Below are 16,248 nucleotides of genomic sequence, written 5' to 3' on the forward strand. Positions count from 1 at the left end.
TCAGCTTTCCGGAACGAGGAAGATCGCGGCGAGCGGCGGAATGGTGAGGCGGAGCTCGGGCGTCTTGCCGTCAACGGCCAGAACCTCGCCGATGTTCCCGACATTGCTGCCGCCATAATGGGCGGAGTCCGAGTTGAACACCTCTTTCCACTTGCCGGCCAAGGGCACGCGAACGCGATAGTTGCGATAGACGTTGGGGGAGAAGTTGACGATCACCAGACAGCGCGCGTGCGCGTCGATCCCCTTTCGCAGCCAGGCGAACACGTTGCGGTTGGCGTCATCGGTGATCAGCCATTCGAAGCCGGCCTGGTCGCAGTCCATCTGGTGCAGCGCCGGCACTGCGCGATAGAGCCGGTTGAGATCGCGGATCAGCGCCTGGATGCCGGAATGATACTTGTATTCGAGCAGGTGCCAGTCGAGCGACTGGTCGTGATTCCATTCGCGGCTTTGCGCGATCTCGGCGCCCATGAACAGCAGCTTCTTGCCGGGATGGCCGAACATGAAGCTGTAATAGGCGCGCAGATTCGCAAAGCGCTGCCATTCGTCGCCGGGCATGCGGCCGAGGATCGAGCGCTTGCCGTGCACGACCTCGTCATGCGACAGCGGCAGGATGAAGTTTTCCGAGAAGGCGTAGTGCAGGCCGAACAGGATCTCGCCGTGATGATGCTTGCGGTGAATTGGATCCTTGCTGATGTAGTTCAGCGTGTCGTGCATCCAGCCCATGTTCCACTTGTAGCCGAAGCCGAGCCCGCCGAATTCGACCGGGCGCGAGACCTGCGGCCACGCGGTGGATTCTTCTGCCGCCGTGGTTGCCTGCGGAAAGCGGGCGAACAGTTCGGTGTTGAAGCGGCGCAGGAACGCGATCGCCTCGATGTTCTCCCGTCCGCCGTACTGGTTCGGAATCCAGGCGCCGGGCGGACGGCTGTAGTCGAGATAGAGCATGGACGCGACGGCATCGACACGCAGGCCGTCGATCGCGTAGCGCTCCAGCCAGAACAGCGCGTTCGACACCAGGAAGTTCGTCACTTCGGTGCGGCCGTAATTGTAGATCAGCGTGCCCCAGTCGAGGTGCCGGCCCTGGAGCGGGTTGGCGTGCTCGTAGAGCGAGGTGCCGTCGAAGCTGCCGAGCCCGTGCGGATCGTCCGGGAAGTGACCGGGCACCCAGTCGAGCAGCACGGCGATGCCCTCGCGATGGCAGGCGTCGACCAGCGCGGCAAAATCCTCCGGCGTGCCGAAGCGGCTGGTCGGTGCATAGAGGCCGGTCGGCTGATAGCCCCAGGAGCCGTCGAACGGGTGCTCGCTGACGGGGAGGAATTCGAGATGGGTAAACCCCATGTCGCGGGCATAGGCCGGCAGCTGCTCGGCCAGCTCACGGTAGGTGAGCCATTCATTGTCGCCTTTGCGCCGCCACGAGCCGAGATGGACCTCGTAGATCGACATCGGCGCCGACAGCGCATTGATGCCGTCAGGCGCCGGGCGCGGACGCGGCAGGTGCGCCTCGTCGAACACGATGGAGGCCGTCTTCGGCCGCACCTCGCTCGCAAAGGCCAGCGGATCGGATTTCAGCGGCAGCAGATGGCCATGCGGGCCGATGACCTCGAACTTGTAGTGATCGCCGTTCTTCGCATGCGGAATGAACAATTCCCAATAGCCGGCACCGCGCACCCGCATGGGATGGCGCCGACCGTCCCAGAAATTGAAGTCGCCGACCACCGACACGCGACGCGCATTCGGCGCCAGCACGACGAAGCCGATGCCGTCGATGCCTTCGAGCCGCATCGGATGCGCGCCAAGCTTGTCGTAGAGGCGCTGATGGGTGCCTTCGCCGAGCAGATAGAGGTCGAAATCGGTCAGGATCGGCGGAAAGCGGTAGGCATCCTCGAACTCGACGACGCTGTCGCCGAATTTGGCGCGCAGCTGGTAGCGCTTCGAGCCGTTCGGCAAGGCGCCGACGAACAGGCCTGCGTCGTGGATGCGGTCGAGGCGGGCGACCTCGCCGTGCTCGCCGACCGCCTCGACATTGGAGGCCTCGGGCAGAAACGCGCGCACCACGCTCTTGCCGCCCTCGGGATGCAGCCCGAGATAGTGGAAGGGGTCGGAGTGGCGGCCCTCGATGATCGCGTAGGCCTCGGCTGGTAGTTTAGGCATCGGCTTCGCTCTCGGCATTGGACAGAATGCGAAGCAGTCCGGTCAGCGGCGCATGGAGCCCCTCAGGCCGGTGGGACAGCTCGCACTCTACTTCGTCGAACGCTTGATCAAGCAGGAAAAACCTTAACAGGCCTTCCGCGGACTGCGGAGCTTCCGGCCACAATCGCCGATCGGTCATGGCCTCGCGATAGGCGGACAGGAAGGTCGTGGTGGCGCGCGCGCGCCATTCGCCGAGCGCGGCGACAAGCCGGCTCTGTTCGTCGGTACCCCCTGAAAGGGCTCGGCCAAGCGCCGCGTTAACCGAAAGATCAATCGAGCGGATCAGGCCGGCGACGTCGCGGGCGGCCGGCGCCTTGCGTCGCTTGTCGGCCAGCGGCAGACGCCGAGCGCCGTCGAAGTCGATGATGAAAATATCGTCCTTCACGATCAGAATTTGCCCGAGCCGGAAGTCGCCATGATGACGGATGTTCAACCCGTCGATGTCGGATGGCAAGAGCGCATTCAGGCGGCCGGGCAGGCTCGAGCGCACTGCCGTGAGCTGGTCGATCAGCGGCCGGTCCGCTTCCCGCAGGCCGTCGCGGCTGTCGGCCAGTCGCTCGAAAACCCGCTCGGCGCGTGCCTTGAGGTCCGAGACCCAGTGCTTGACGTGGGCGGAGCCGATCGGCTCCGGAGCGAGTTCATCGGGCGTTGCCGCGGCCAGCGCGACATGCAGCTCGGCGAGGCGCCGGCCGATCTGCGCGATGAAGTGCAGGTAGGGCGCCTGCTCCTGGGTCTCGCGCGGCGCTTCGCCCGCCGGCAAGACGCGCTGCTCGTCGCTATAGCGGTCGAGATAGCCCGTGGTCACCGTCCAGCCGTCGCCCTGGTTCTCGACATAGGCGTGCAGCACGCCGAGTGCGCTGCGCTGATCGCCCTCGACCAGCTCGACGCTGCCGAGCAACGCCGGCGTATTGGCAAAGCGGGCGATCTCGGTGAGGTAGCGGCCGATCTCGATCTCCGGATTGGTGCCTCTTTCGAGCTGGCGATAGATCTTGGCGACGTATTGGTTGTCGACCAGCGCGGTGCTGTTCGACTGCTCGATCGCGCGGATGCGTTCGGGCTCCTTGATGGTGTAATCGGCGAACCGGCTGGTCGCCTTGAACTCGAGCCGCAGACTGTTCTCTTCCACCACCAGGTTCTGCGACAGGTTGCGCAGGAACAGGCCGATGAAGATCTGGTCGGTCGCGACGTCGAGCAGCGTGCCCTCGCGCGCACCCTGGCGCACGGCGGCGAGCGCCCTCGGATTGAAGCGCTCGCGGTCGAAGCGCACCCACTCGATCTGTAACGGCATCACGTAGCGTGCCGCCACGTCCTCCTGCTTGGTCTCGAAGAACGCGATCCAGGGCCGGTTGTCACCGATGTCGCAGAACGGCACCGCCGAGGTCAGCGCGGTCTTGATTTGCTTGGGATTGTGCTCGGGATACCACCGCGTCCGTGACAAAAATCCCGGCAGCACGTCGCGTTCGAAAACACCGCGCTCGCGGGCGAGAGAAACCCAGTTCGAATTCACCGGTACGACCAGCGTCTCGAACTCCGGCACCGCGCGCGACGTCACCGGCTCGGACTTGTCGCGCTCCATGAGCTGGAACCAGTAGAAGCCGTACGGCCCCAGCGTGATCATGTAGGGCAGCTCGCCGATCGCAGGGAAGCGGGTGCGGCCGAGCATCTCCTGCGGGATGCGGTCCTTCCATGGCGACAGATCGAGCTCGGTCGCCTGCGCCGCCCGCGAGAGGTTGGCAACGCAGAGGATCACCTCGTCGCGATATTGCCGGACATAGGCCAGCACGGCGCGGTTGGCGGGGCGGATGAAGGTCATGGTGCCGCGCCCGAAGGCGAGCGTCGACTTGCGCACCGAGATCAGCCGCTTGGTGGCGCTGAGCAGCGAGGACAGGCTGCGCGACTGCGCCTCCACGTTCACCGACTCATAGCCGTAGACCGGATCCATGATCAGCGGCGCATAGAGACGGGCCGGGTCGCAGCGCGAGAAGCCGCCGTTGCGGTCCGGGCTCCACTGCATCGGCGTACGCACGCCGTTGCGGTCGCCGAGATAGATGTTGTCGCCCATGCCGATCTCGTCGCCGTAATAGATGATCGGCGTGCCGGGGAACGACAGCAGAAGCGAGTTCATCAGCTCGATCTTGCGGCGGTCGTTGTCCATCAGCGGCGCGAGGCGCCGGCGGATGCCGACATTGATGCGGGCGCGGGGGTCGTTGGCGTAGGTGGTCCAGAGATAGTCGCGCTCGACGTCGGTGACCATTTCCAGCGTCAGCTCGTCGTGGTTGCGCAGGAACAGCGCCCATTGGCAGCTTGCCGGAATGTCCGGCGTCTGGCGCAGGATGTCGGTGATCGGGAAGCGGTCCTCCTGCGCGATCGCCATGTAGATGCGCGGCATCAACGGGAAGTGGTAGGCCATGTGGCACTCGTCGCCGCGGCCGAAATATTCCTGCACGTCCTCCGGCCATTGATTGGCCTCGGCCAGCAGCAGCTTGCCCTTGGAGTAGGAATCCAGCTCCTGGCGCAGACGCTTGATGATCGCATGCGTCTCCGGGAGGTTCTCGTTCGAGGTGCCCTCGCGCTCGCACAGATAGGGAATGGCATCCAGCCGGAAGCCGTCGACGCCGGCATCCAGCCAGCGCTTCATCACCTGGATGAGGGCGCTGACCACGCGCGGATTGTCGAAATTGAGGTCCGGCTGGTGCGAGAAGAAGCGGTGCCAGTAGAAGGCGCCGGCCTCGTGATCCCAGGTCCAGTTCGACTTCTCCGTGTCGGTGAAGATGATGCGCGTGCCCTGGTATTTCTGGTCGGTGTCGCTCCAGACATACCAGTTGCGGGCGCTCGAGCCCGGATGGCTGCGGCGCGCGCGCTTGAACCATTTGTGCTGGTCCGAGGTGTGGTTGACGACGAGCTCGGTGATGACGCGCAAGCCGCGCTTCTGCGCCTCCTGGATGAAGCGCTTGAAATCCTTCATCGTCCCGAAATCGGGATTGACCGAGCCGTAGTCCGCGATGTCGTAGCCGTCGTCGCGCCCGGGCGAAGGATAGAACGGCAGCAGCCACAGCGCGGTGACGCCGAGCTCCTGGAGATAGGGCAGCTTCTCGGTCAGGCCGGCGAAGTCGCCGATGCCGTCATGGTTGCTGTCGGCAAACGCCTTGACGTGGAGCTGGTAGATGATGGCGTCCTTGTACCAGAGCTCATCCACGATCTCGGCAGCCTCAACCTTCTTGGTGTCGACGGAAGACAGAACATTCATGGCGTTGAGCCTTTACGCCAGGCAGCGGAACAGCAATGCCGGATCGCGGTCGGGATCGATACGCAACCTGATCCCGCCCCATTCGATGCGGGACTGTTCGCCGGTGAGGAGGTTTTCGAGGGCGGTGACGTGGCGGCGCTCGCCGCCGACGTCGATGGTGAGGTCGCCGAGCGGCAACCAGAATTCGCGCACATGGCGCGAGAGTGCGATGGCGGCGACGACGGTGTTGGCCTGGTCGGTCGCTTCCTTGACGAAGGCGATTGTCTCGCCGTCCTCGATGCCGAGAAACCGCAAGTTCGCCGTCTGCTGGAGCGCCGCATTGTCGTTGCGGATGCTGTTGAGCCAGGTGATGCAAGGCTTGATGTTGCCTTGCTTGTCCCAGTCGCGCTGCTTGATCTGGTATTTCTCGGAATCGAGATGTTCCTCGCGGCCGGGGACGGCTTCGTGCTCGAGCAATTCGAAGCCGCTATAGATTCCGTAATTGCCCGACAGCGTCGCGGCGAGCGCGAGCCGCGACTTGAAGGCCCAGGCTTCGCCGCTCTGGAGATGATAGGGCAGCAGGTCGGGCGTGTTCACGAACAGGTTCGGGCGATAGAAGTCGCGCTCGGGATAACGCGTCAGCTCGCCGAGATATTGCTCCAGCTCCCACCTCGAGGTGCGCCAGGGGAAATAGGTGAAGGACTGCGCGAAGCCGAGCTTGGCGAGGCCCTTCATCAGCTTCGGCCGTGCAAATGTCTTGGAGAACAGGATCACCTCGGGATGCCGGCGGCGGATGTCGCGGATCAGCCACTCCCAGAACGGAAGTGGCGCGGTATCGTGATTGTCGATGGCGAACATGGTGACACCATGGTCGATCCAGAACAGCATGGCGTCGCGGAACGCATTCCACAGCCCGGCCCGGTCGACGGAGGCGAAATCGGGGATGACGATGTCCGAATAGGGGCCATCCGCCGTCCGCACCGAACGGTCGGGCCGCCACTTGAACCATTCCGGATGCTGCGTCAGCCAGGGATGGTCCGGCGAGCATTGCACGGCGAAATCGAGCGCGAGCTCGAGGCCGTATTCGAGGCAGGTCGCGACCAGCGCGCGGAAATCCTCGATGGTGCCGAGCTCGGGATGCAGCGCGTCGTGTCCGCCCTCGGCGGCGCCGATCGCATAGGGCGAGCCGGGTTCGCCCTCGGTGGCGACCGGTGAATTGTTGCGGCCCTTGCGCCTGTTGTGCCCGATCGGGTGGACCGGCGTGAAGTAAAGCACGTCGAAGCCCATCGCGGCGATATCGGGCACGCGCGCGATGCAGTCGCGCAGCGTGCCGTGCCGGCCGGGGATCCGGCTCTGGCTGCGCGGCATCATCTGATACCAGGCGCCAAAGCGTGCCTTGCCGCGGTCCGCGATCAGCGGGAAGGGCGGCGAGCGGGTGAGGTCGGGCCGCGACTGGCTCTCGGCCATGGCGTTGCCGAGCTCGGTTGAAAGCAGCGGGGTGACATCGCCGGTCTGAAGATAGTCCTCGCATCGTCTGACGATCACCGCCGCGGCGTCTTGCCGCGCGCCATGCGCCTTGGTCAGGAGCCCGGCGCCCTCGATGGCGTCGAGGCTGACATCGGCGCCGGACAGCTGCTTGCGCGCGACCGCGTGAGACCAGGTCGCGAACTCGTCGGTCCAGGTCTCGATCGCGTAGACATATTGGCCGGGCTCGACGGGCGTGAACGCGCCGGACCAACGGTCATTGCCGTGATGGATCATCGGCTCGCTCCGCCATTCCCGGTCCTGCTCGCGACGCCAGATCAGTGCGGCGCCGATCACGGCCTCGCCGTCGCGGTAGATGTCGGCCCACACCTCGACGCGCTCGCCCGCGATCCGCTTCACGGCGAAACGGCCGCCGTCGATCAAGGGATAGACGTCTTCGATGAGGAAAGCGCTGCCGGCTGCGGCACTTTCGACAGTTTGAATTGTCTTGTTCACGGTGATGCCATTGACAAGAAAGCAGGGCCCGTTTCCCTTGTCGGGAACCTACGCTTGATACCTATATAGAAAGCCGCTTGTGTGTCATTAGTTCCCCCTGGGAACGGCAGGCCCGGTTTGTGAGTTACCCCTGACTAACGTCTTCCGCCACCTCGCTAAAATCAATGCCCCCGGCCAAACAATGGCCTGCAAGCTGCGTGCCGAATGGATCTTTTAGCTCAAGCCCAGATCAAGGGTGTTCAGTCCGAATTCGTGGACGCCCTCGGAAAGCTGCGGGTCACCGATCCCGTGGCCCTCAAGTCCATCCTCGACGCCCTCCCAGAGAAGCGGGTTTATCGCTTCGTCAGCGGGCCGGTGGTGGTTCGCGCCCTGGGACATCCGCGGACGGAATTGGCGGCCACCGGCGCGCCGCCGCTGCAATGGAAAATCGCCGGCAACGGCAATGTGATCGCGCGAGGCGAGACGCGCGAGCCTGTCATCGCCTGGCCCGCCGGCCTGCCGCTCGGCTATCACCGCTTGACGCTGACCGATGCCGAAGGCGTGACCGAAGAGGTGCCGATGATCGTGGCGCCCGAGCGCGCCTTCGGCGGCGATTTCGACCGCGGCTGGCTGCTCGCCGTGCAGCTCTACAGCGTCCGGTCGGACCGCAACTGGGGCATCGGCGATTTCACCGACCTCGCCGACCTCGTGCGGCTCGCAAAGCAGCTGGGGGCCGATGGCGTCGGCCTCAATCCGCTGCACGTGTTGTTCGACGACCACCCGGCCGATTGCAGCCCCTATTCGCCGAACAGCCGGCTGTTTCTCAATCCGCTCTACATCGACGTCGAGGCGATCCCGGAATTTGCCGCGGACCTCGTCCCCGACGCGGCTGCGACCGCCGCACGGCTGCGCGAAGGCGACCGTGTGCCATATGCGGATATGGCGGCGCTGAAATGGCTGGCCTTGCGCGCTGCCTTCAACAGCTTCGTGACAAGCGCGAGCGGTGTCCGCCGCAATCAGTTCGACGCCTTCCGCGCGGATCGCGGGCCGCTGTTGTCCCGTTTTGCCTGCTTCGAGGTGCTGCGGCATCGTTTCGCCGGGCCGTGGTGGGAATGGCCGCCGGAGTGGCGGCAGCCGGACGCGACAAAATGCGCCCAGCTGCGTAGCGGGCCTGACAAGCGCGAGGTCGAGTTCGTCGAATTCGTGCAATGGACCGCCGATAGCCAGTTGCATGCGGCCAAGGAGCTGGCCGGCCAGCTCGGCATGCGGGTCGGTCTCTATCTCGACGTGGCCGTCGGTGTGCAGTCCAACGGCTTCGATGCCTGGAACGAGCAGACGGCGATTTCGCGCCATCTCGCCGTCGGCGCGCCGCCCGACGTGCTCAACACGGTCGGCCAGGATTGGGGCCTTGCCGGCTTCAACGCCGGCGGCTTGGAGGCGCAATCCTTCGTGCCGTTCGCCGACATGCTGGCCGCCTCGATGCGCCATGCCGGCGCCATCCGGATCGATCACGTGCTCGGGCTGAAGCGGCTTTATCTCGTGCCGCGCGGCTTCAAGCCCGACAACGGCGCCTATGTGCAGATGCCGTTCGAGGCGCTGCTGGGCGCGGTCGCGCGCGAGAGCGCGGCCCATAAATGCATCGTGATCGGCGAGGACCTCGGCACGGTGCCGGAAGGTTTCCGCGAGACCATGCAGGATTTCGGCATCTGGTCCTATCTCGTCATGATGTTCGAGCGCGACGATGCCGGCCATTTCCGCAACATCGACTATTACCGGCCGAACGCGCTGGTGACGCTGAACACGCACGACCTCTGTACCTATGCGGGTTGGCGCTCCTTCAGCGATCTCAAGATGAAGCTGTCGCTCGGGCTCGATCCCGGCGAGGACGACAAGGCCCGCTGGCATGCGCTCGGCATGCTCGATGAGATCCTGCGCCAGAACGGCATCAACGCCAATGATCTCTATTCGGTGCTCGCCTTCCTGTCGCGCACGCCCTCGCGACTGCTCGCGGTGTCGCTGGAGGACCTGCTCGGCGTGATCGACCAGCCCAACATTCCCGGCACGATCGACGAGCATCCGAACTGGCGTCAGCGGCTGCCTGTCACGCTCGACAAGATCGCCTCGAAGGTCGATCTCGCGGCCTTGAAGGCCGCGACGCGGGAACGTTCGTTGCTCGGCGGGAGTTGAGGAGCCGGGATTTTTCAAGGCTCGCACGACATTGTCTCAGAGGATCGAGGACTATGCGCTGATCGGCGACTGCGAGACGGCGGCGCTGGTCGGGCGCAACGGCTCGATCGACTGGCTGTGCTGGCCCGCTTTCGATTCCGATGCCTGTTTTGCCGCGATCCTCGGCACGCGCAGGAACGGCCGCTGGCTGATCGCGCCGGCCGAGGATGTCGCTGCGACGTCACGCCGCTATCTCGGCCATACCCTCATCCTCGAAACGCGTTTTGAGACCAGGAGCGGCATTGTCGAATTGATCGACTTCATGCCGCCGCGCGGCAAGGCGTCCGACATCGTGCGGCTGGCGCGCGGCGTCAGCGGCACGGTGAAGCTGCGGATGGAGCTCGTGATCCGCTTCGGCTTCGGCGTCGATATTCCCTGGGTGCGCCGCTGCAAGGACGGCTCGCTGCTGGCGGTCGCCGGCCAGGACATGACCGTGCTGCGCACGCCGGTCGAGACCCGCGGCGAGGACCTGACGACGGTTGCCGAATTCGAGGTGACGGCCGGCCAGACCGTGCCGTTCGTGCTGACCTACGGCCCCTCGCATCTCGATCCGCCCGAGCCGATCGACCCGGAGATCGCGCTCCGGGAGACCGAAAAATTCTGGCAGGACTGGTGCAGCCGCTGCACGCGGGACGGCGAGTATCACGATCTCATCATGCGCTCGCTGATCACGCTCAAGGCGCTGACCTTCGGCCCGACCGGCGGCATCGTCGCGGCGCCCACGACCTCGCTGCCCGAGAAGCTCGGCGGCAGCAGGAACTGGGACTACCGCTTCTGCTGGCTGCGCGATGCCACCTTCACGCTGCTGGCGCTGATGAACTCGGGCTACACCGAGGAAGCCTTGGCCTGGCACAATTGGCTCTTGCGTGCCGCCGCCGGCTCGCCGGCGAACATGCAGATCATGTACGGCATCTGGGGCCAGCGCCGGCTCCTGGAATGGGAGGCGGGCTGGCTCGACGGCTATGAGGGCGCCCAGCCGGTCCGGGTCGGCAATGCCGCGCATGCTCAGCTCCAGCTCGACGTCTACGGCGAGCTGATCGACGCATTCCACCAGTCGCGCATGGCCCGGCTCAAGCTCGATGACGATGCGACCTGGGCGCTGGAATGCGCGGTGCTCAGCCATCTCGCCGAGGTCTGGGACCGGCCCGACCACGGCATCTGGGAGCGGCGCGGCGAGCCGAAGCACTACGTCTTCTCCAAGGTCATGACCTGGGTCGCCTTCGACCGCGGCATCAAGAGCGCCGAGACCTTCGGCTTCAAGGCGCCGCTGCTGCATTGGCGCGCGCTGCGCGAGGCCATTCATCGCGACGTCTGCAACAATGGTTTCGACGCGGAGGAAAACGCCTTCGTCGAGTCCTACGGCTCAAAGCTGCTCGACGCCAGCGTGCTGCTGCTGTCGGCGGTCGGCTTCCTGCCGGCGGAGGACCCGCGCATCCGCGGCACCATCGCGGCCGTGGAAAAGCACCTGATGCGCGACGGCTTCGTGCTGCGGCACGATCCGCGCGAAGTGTCCGAAGAAAAGCAGCCGATCGAGGGCGCGTTCCTGGCCTGCAGCCTGTGGCTGGCCGATGCCCATGTGCTGTCAGGCAATCTCGGCGCGGCGCAGGCGCTGTTCGACCGCGTGGCCGCGCTAGCCAATGACGTCGGCCTGTTGGCCGAGGAATACGACTCCGTGGCGGGTCGCCAGACCGGCAATTTCCCGCAGGCGCTGACCCACATCGCGCTGGTCAACACCGCGCACAATTTGTCGGCGGCAAGGCAGGAGAGCGAGAAGCCGGCGATGCAGCGGTCGAAGTAGATCGGCGCGGCAGGTTCTTCACCTCTCCCGTAGGGAGAGGTCGGATCGCATCGAAGATGCGATCCGGGTGAGGGGTTACAGTCTCACCGACCGCCTGTGGCCCCTCACCCGGATTGCTTCGCAATCCGACCTCTCCCCGTCGGGGAGAGGTGAGCCGCGAGCGGCAGCTCATACTTCCAGCTAACCCACCCCATTCCGCTTCAAAATCATCTCCATCGCCTCCGCAAAACCGTCCTGCTCGTTGGTAGCGGTGACGTGGGTGGCCTGATCCTTGACGTTGTCGGTGGCGTTGCCCATGGCGATCGAGACGCCGCTGACGCGGAACATCGCGAGGTCGTTCTGCATGTCGCCGATGGTGGCGACCGCGTCGGTCGTAATACCGAGGTGCTTGGCCATCGCCTCGACGAAGGTGCCCTTGTCGAAGCCGGGCGGGGTGATGTCGAGATAATAGGTCTGCGAGCGTACCGCCATCGCCTCGCTGCCGAGCGCCTCCTGCATCGCCTTCTCGCAACGCTCGAGCCCGGCGGCGTCGGCGCTGGCGCCGACGATCTTGCAGGCGCTCGCAAGGTACGGCGAAAAATCCGTCACGATGGTCGGGTCGGAGCGGATCGTATGCCGCTCATGGGCGACATATTTGCCGTCGGGGTTGTCGATCAGCCATTTGTCGGTGGTGAACAGCCAGATGTCGGCGCCGAACTCCCGGAGGATCTGCAAGGACCGTTCGACGGCGGCTGCGGGGATGAGGTGCTGCTCGACCGGCCTCATCTCGGGATCGACGATCGAGGAGCCGTTGAACGGGCCAACCGGGAGCCACAGCGCCAGCGGCTCGATCAGGAAGCGCATGCCGATGGCGGGACGGCTGGAGGTGATGGTGAAGCCGATGCCGGCCTGGTGCAGCCGCTGCACCGCGAACCTCGCGCGGTCGGTCAGCGTCTTGTCCTTGGTCAGCAGCGTGCCGTCGACGTCGGACACCACGAGAGAGATTTGCGTCATGGCAGGACCTTGGGTTTCACGGCCTTAGGTGTTCATGACCTTGGGTATTGCGCCGCCCAGTTTCAATTGCCGCACAACGCCGTCCACGATCGCCTCGACGGTTTCGTCGATCGAGACGGTGATGACGTGCTCGCTCGCCTCCGGGGCTTCCAGCGTGTTGAACTGGCTGGTCAGCAGCTCGGGCGGCATGAAATGGCCCTTGCGGTGCGCGAGCCGTTCGGCGATCAGCTCCTTCGTGCCCTTCAGGAAGACGAAGCGGACGTCGTCGCGCCCCCGCAGCAGCACGTCACGATAGGTGTGCTTCAGCGCCGAGCAGGCGATGATGACGTGCTCGCCCTTTTCGCAGACCCGCGCGATCTCGTCGGCGATGGCATTGAGCCAGGGCCAGCGGTCCTGGTCGGTGAGCGGGTGGCCGGCCCGCATCTTCTCGACATTGCTGGCGGGATGAAAGCTGTCGCCGTCCTCGAAGCGCCAGCCGAGCCGCTCGCCGAGCGCCTCCGCAACCGTGCTCTTGCCCGAGCCCGACACGCCCATCACGATCAACGCACAAGGTGCTTCAACGCCCGCCACGAATTTCCTCCGGAAGCGCGGCCTGGTCGACCAGCCAGACGGTCTCACCATTCGAGCGCGCGCGTACAGCCGGCAGAGTCTCGCCATTGAGGAGGCGCGTCAAGATCGGCTGCTTGTCATGTCCCGCAATCTCGAACAGCATTTCGCGGCAGGATGCAAGGACGGGCAGGGTGAGCGACACCCGCGGCACGAAGGGGGCCACATTGGCCTTGGGCACCCCGACGACCCAACGCTGCATTTCCTCGATTTCGGGATAGCCGGGAAACAGCGAGGCGGTGTGGCCGTCCGGGCCGGCGCCCATCAGAACCAGGTCGAACAGCGGCCGGGCCGGATCGAGGCTTTCCGAACCGTAGAACGCCTGCAGCTCGCGCGCATAGGCGGCGGCGCTTTGGTCCGGGTTTTCGGCCGCGGTCGGGATCGGGTGGACGTGGCCGGACGCCGCATTGCGGTCGAGAAAGGTCGCGCGCGCCACCGCCATGTTGTTGAGGGGATCGCTCTCAGGCACGAAGCGCTCGTCGCCGATGAACCAGTGCACGCGATCCCACGGGATTTTTCCGCGCCAGGCATCGCCGCCGAGCAGCTGATAGAGCTTCTTCGGGCTGGAGCCGCCGGTGAGGCAGATCGCGATCCGCCCCGCGTTGGCCGCAATCCGCGCCATCACCCGTTCGGCCGCGGCTTGCGCAAGGGCCTCGGCGTTGGCTGCGACGATCAGCTTCGGCTGGCCGGCCGCCGCCATCACGAAAACTTCCGCCAGCTTCGTCCGTCGCGCCGGAGCAGTTCATCGGCGCAGGCGGGGCCGTCGCTGCCGGCTTCATAGGTCTCGATGCCGTTGGTGCCCTCGCCCTTCCAGGCGTCCAGGAACGGCTGCACCGCCTGCCATCCGGCCTCGATGCCGTCGGCGCGCTGGAACAGGATGTTGTCGCCGATCATGCAGTCGTAGATCAGCGTCTCGTAGCCGGTCGAGGGATCGACGCGGAAATAGTCGCCGTAGCGGAACTTCATCTCGACGCCGTCGATGGTGATGCTCGGCCCCGGGATCTTGGCGTTGAACTGGAGCTCGATGGTCTCGGCCGGTGCAATGCCGATGGTGAGGAAATTCTGCGACAGGCGGTCGACGTCCGTGCCCGAAAACATCGACAGTGGCGCCTGCTTGAACTTGATGGCGACTTCGGTGCGCTTGTGGCCCAGCGCCTTGCCGGTGCGCAAGTAAAAGGGGACGCCGGCCCAGCGCCAATTGTCGATCATCAGCTTCAGCGCGACAAAGGTCTCGGTGGTGCTGCCGGGCTTGACGTCCGCGGTCTTGCGATAGTCCGTGATCTCGTCGTCGCCAATGCGGCCTGCCAGATATTGCGCCCGGACCGAATTCTTCAGCGCCTCTTCCCGGCTTGGCTGCTGGACCGACGTCAGCACGTCGGCCTTCTCGGAGCGTACGGAATGTGCGTCGAACCGGGCCGGCGGCTCCATCGCGACCAGCGACATCAGCTGGAACAGGTGGTTCGGGACCATGTCGCGCAGCGCGCCGGTGGCGTCGTAGAAGCCGCCGCGATGGCCGACGCCGAGCTTCTCCTCCACCGTGATCTGGATGTGGTCGATATGGTTGCGATTCCAGATCGGCTCGAACATGCCGTTGGCAAAGCGCAGCACCAGGATGTTCTGCACCGTCTCCTTGCCGAGATAGTGATCGATCCGGTAGATCTGGTGCTCGTCCATGATCTTCAGCAGCTCGGCATTCAGCGCGCGTGCCGAAGCGAGGTCTGTGCCGAACGGCTTTTCGATCACGAGGCGCCGCCAGGCGCCGTTCTCCTTCATCATACCGGTGCGGCCGAGCTCGCGCGCGGTCGGCGCGAACGCGGCCGGCGGGGTCGCGAGATAGAACAGCCGGTTGCCGCCGGTGTCCTGCGCGCATTCCAGCGAATCCAGATGCTCGCGCAAGCGGTCGAAGGACGGCGGGTCCTTCGGGTCGGCTTCGACGAAGGTTAGGCATTGCAGCAGCTTCTGGGCGACATCGTCGTCCACGGGCCGCGTCGCGAACTGGCGCAGGCCCTTCATCAGGCTGTCGCGCAGCTCGTCATCCGATTGGCCCTTGCGGGCCACGCCGACGACACAGAACTTCTCCGGTAACAGGTGCTCGGCCGCCAGATTGTAGAGCGAGGGCATCACAAGGCGATGAGTAAGGTCTCCGGTCACGCCAAAGATGACGAAGGCGCAATTTTCCGGCTTGCGCTTTGCTTGCGGGTCTTTTGTCACGAATGATCGGCCTTCGCTCTGTTACTTGGTACTTCGCCTTTTATTTCGGCTTCGAAGCGCCCGGCTGCTTCGGCTCCTTGTGGCCGCCGAAACCCGCGCGCATCGCGGAGAGAATTTTTTCGGCGAAGGTGTGTTCCTTGCGGGAACGGAAACGCGTGTAGAGCGCCGCGGTCAGGACTTCGGCCGGCACCGCCTCGTCGATCGCCGCATTCACGGTCCAGCGGCCCTCGCCGGAATCCTCGACGAAGCCGGAATATTCCGCCAACGCAGGGCTGTCGGCGAGCGCGGTCGAGGTGAGATCGAGCAGCCAGGAGGGGATCACGCTGCCGCGCCGCCACACCTCGGCGATGTCGGCGAGGTCGAAATCGTAGCGATGATCCGCCGGCAAGGCATCGATGTTGGCGTTCTTGAGGATGTCGAACCCTTCGGCATAGGCCTGCATCAGGCCGTATTCGATGCCGTTGTGGATCATCTTGACGAAGTGGCCGGCGCCGACGGGGCCGGCGTGGATGTAGCCCTGCTCGATGCGGGGATCGCGCCCCTCACGTCCTTCCGTGCGCGGAATGTCGCCGGCACCGGGTGCGAGCGCGGCGAAGATCGGATCGAGCCGGTCGACCACCTGCTTCTCGCCGCCGATCATCATGCAATAGCCGCGGTCGAGACCCCAGACGCCGCCGGAGGTGCCGACGTCGACATAGTGGATGCCGCGCGCCTTCAGCGCCTTGCCGCGGCGGACGTCGTCCTGCCAGAAGGTGTTGCCGCCGTCGATGATGACGTCGCCTTCCTGCATCACGCCCGCGATCGTGTCGATCGTCGCCTCGGTGATGCGCCCCGCCGGCAGCATCACCCAGGCCGTGCGCGGCCGTTCGAGCTTTGCGATGAACTCCTCCAGCGTCGCCGAGCCCACCGCGCCGTCTGCGGCAAGGCCGGCGACGGCCTTGGCGTCCTTGTCATAGACCACGGTCGAATGGCCGTGGCGCATCAGCCGGCGAACGATGTTGCCGCCCATCCGGCCGAGGCCGATCATGCCGAGTTGCATCTG

General features: G+C 65.2%; 10 protein-coding genes. 2 read left to right on the top strand and 8 right to left on the bottom strand.

Features of this window, described 5'->3' with window-relative positions:
• From glgB to BM118_RS10445, 3 genes are read right to left on the bottom strand one after another with little or no spacing between them, the layout of a single operon-like run.
• The gene (gene glgB, locus BM118_RS10435) at window positions 1-2,148 is read right to left on the bottom strand and encodes a 1,4-alpha-glucan branching protein GlgB (RefSeq protein ID WP_244550120.1); all 2,148 of its coding nucleotides are present in this window, start codon (window positions 2,146-2,148) and stop codon (window positions 1-3) included.
• Complete coding sequence (gene treS / locus BM118_RS10440; RefSeq protein ID WP_092184893.1) at window positions 2,141-5,434, bottom strand: maltose alpha-D-glucosyltransferase; 3,294 nt, start codon at window positions 5,432-5,434, stop codon at window positions 2,141-2,143. The genes glgB and treS overlap by 8 nt, the downstream gene beginning before the upstream one ends.
• A gap of 12 nt (window positions 5,435-5,446) precedes the next feature.
• On the bottom strand, window positions 5,447-7,393 hold the full coding sequence (locus BM118_RS10445) for a maltotransferase domain-containing protein (RefSeq protein WP_092184895.1): 1,947 nt from the start codon (window positions 7,391-7,393) through the stop codon (window positions 5,447-5,449).
• 204 nt (window positions 7,394-7,597) lie between these two features.
• Between BM118_RS10445 and malQ the strand changes: the two genes are divergently transcribed.
• Window positions 7,598-9,559, top strand: a complete 1,962-nt coding sequence (gene malQ, locus BM118_RS10450; protein ID WP_092184897.1) for a 4-alpha-glucanotransferase — start codon at window positions 7,598-7,600, stop codon at window positions 9,557-9,559.
• A gap of 31 nt (window positions 9,560-9,590) precedes the next feature.
• Window positions 9,591-11,396 carry a glycoside hydrolase family 15 protein gene (locus tag BM118_RS10455; RefSeq protein WP_092184899.1) on the top strand — a complete coding sequence of 602 codons (1,806 nt, stop codon included), beginning with the start codon at window positions 9,591-9,593 and terminating at the stop codon, window positions 11,394-11,396.
• 180 nt (window positions 11,397-11,576) lie between these two features.
• Here the strand turns inward: BM118_RS10455 and BM118_RS10460 are convergent, their stop codons facing one another.
• The 5 genes from BM118_RS10460 to gnd are packed head-to-tail and all read right to left on the bottom strand — an operon-like array spanning window position 11,577 to window position 16,245.
• Entirely contained in the window at window positions 11,577-12,389 is an 813-nt protein-coding gene (locus BM118_RS10460; RefSeq protein ID WP_092184901.1) for an HAD family hydrolase, read from the bottom strand.
• A gap of 24 nt (window positions 12,390-12,413) precedes the next feature.
• Window positions 12,414-12,959 (bottom strand): gluconokinase, encoded by a 546-nt coding sequence (locus tag BM118_RS10465; protein WP_092184903.1) that lies wholly within the window; start codon window positions 12,957-12,959, stop codon window positions 12,414-12,416.
• Window positions 12,946-13,695 carry a 6-phosphogluconolactonase gene (pgl, locus tag BM118_RS10470; protein ID WP_177234285.1) on the bottom strand — a complete coding sequence of 250 codons (750 nt, stop codon included), beginning with the start codon at window positions 13,693-13,695 and terminating at the stop codon, window positions 12,946-12,948. The genes BM118_RS10465 and pgl overlap by 14 nt, the downstream gene beginning before the upstream one ends.
• Window positions 13,695-15,206: a glucose-6-phosphate dehydrogenase gene (gene zwf / locus BM118_RS10475; RefSeq protein ID WP_092184906.1), complete on the bottom strand. Its 1,512-nt coding sequence runs from the start codon at window positions 15,204-15,206 to the stop codon at window positions 13,695-13,697. The genes pgl and zwf overlap by 1 nt, the downstream gene beginning before the upstream one ends.
• A 40-nt stretch (window positions 15,207-15,246) precedes the next feature.
• On the bottom strand, window positions 15,247-16,245 hold the full coding sequence (gene gnd, locus BM118_RS10480) for a phosphogluconate dehydrogenase (NAD(+)-dependent, decarboxylating) (RefSeq protein ID WP_092184908.1): 999 nt from the start codon (window positions 16,243-16,245) through the stop codon (window positions 15,247-15,249).
• Window positions 16,246-16,248: the final 3 nt, after the last annotated feature.

Source organism: Bradyrhizobium sp. cf659 (genome assembly GCF_900113725.1).
Classification (GTDB): Bacteria; Pseudomonadota; Alphaproteobacteria; order Rhizobiales; family Xanthobacteraceae; genus Bradyrhizobium.

Coding starts and splice junctions, on each gene's coding strand:
- glgB (WP_244550120.1), bottom strand. CDS start 2,148: ATGCCTAAACTACCAGCCGAGGCCTACGCGATCATCGAGGGCCGCCAC.
- BM118_RS10460 (WP_092184901.1), bottom strand. CDS start 12,389: ATGACGCAAATCTCTCTCGTGGTGTCCGACGTCGACGGCACGCTGCTG.
- gnd (WP_092184908.1), bottom strand. CDS start 16,245: ATGCAACTCGGCATGATCGGCCTCGGCCGGATGGGCGGCAACATCGTT.
- pgl (WP_177234285.1), bottom strand. CDS start 13,695: ATGGCGGCGGCCGGCCAGCCGAAGCTGATCGTCGCAGCCAACGCCGAG.
- malQ (WP_092184897.1), top strand. CDS start 7,598: ATGGATCTTTTAGCTCAAGCCCAGATCAAGGGTGTTCAGTCCGAATTC.
- treS (WP_092184893.1), bottom strand. CDS start 5,434: ATGAATGTTCTGTCTTCCGTCGACACCAAGAAGGTTGAGGCTGCCGAG.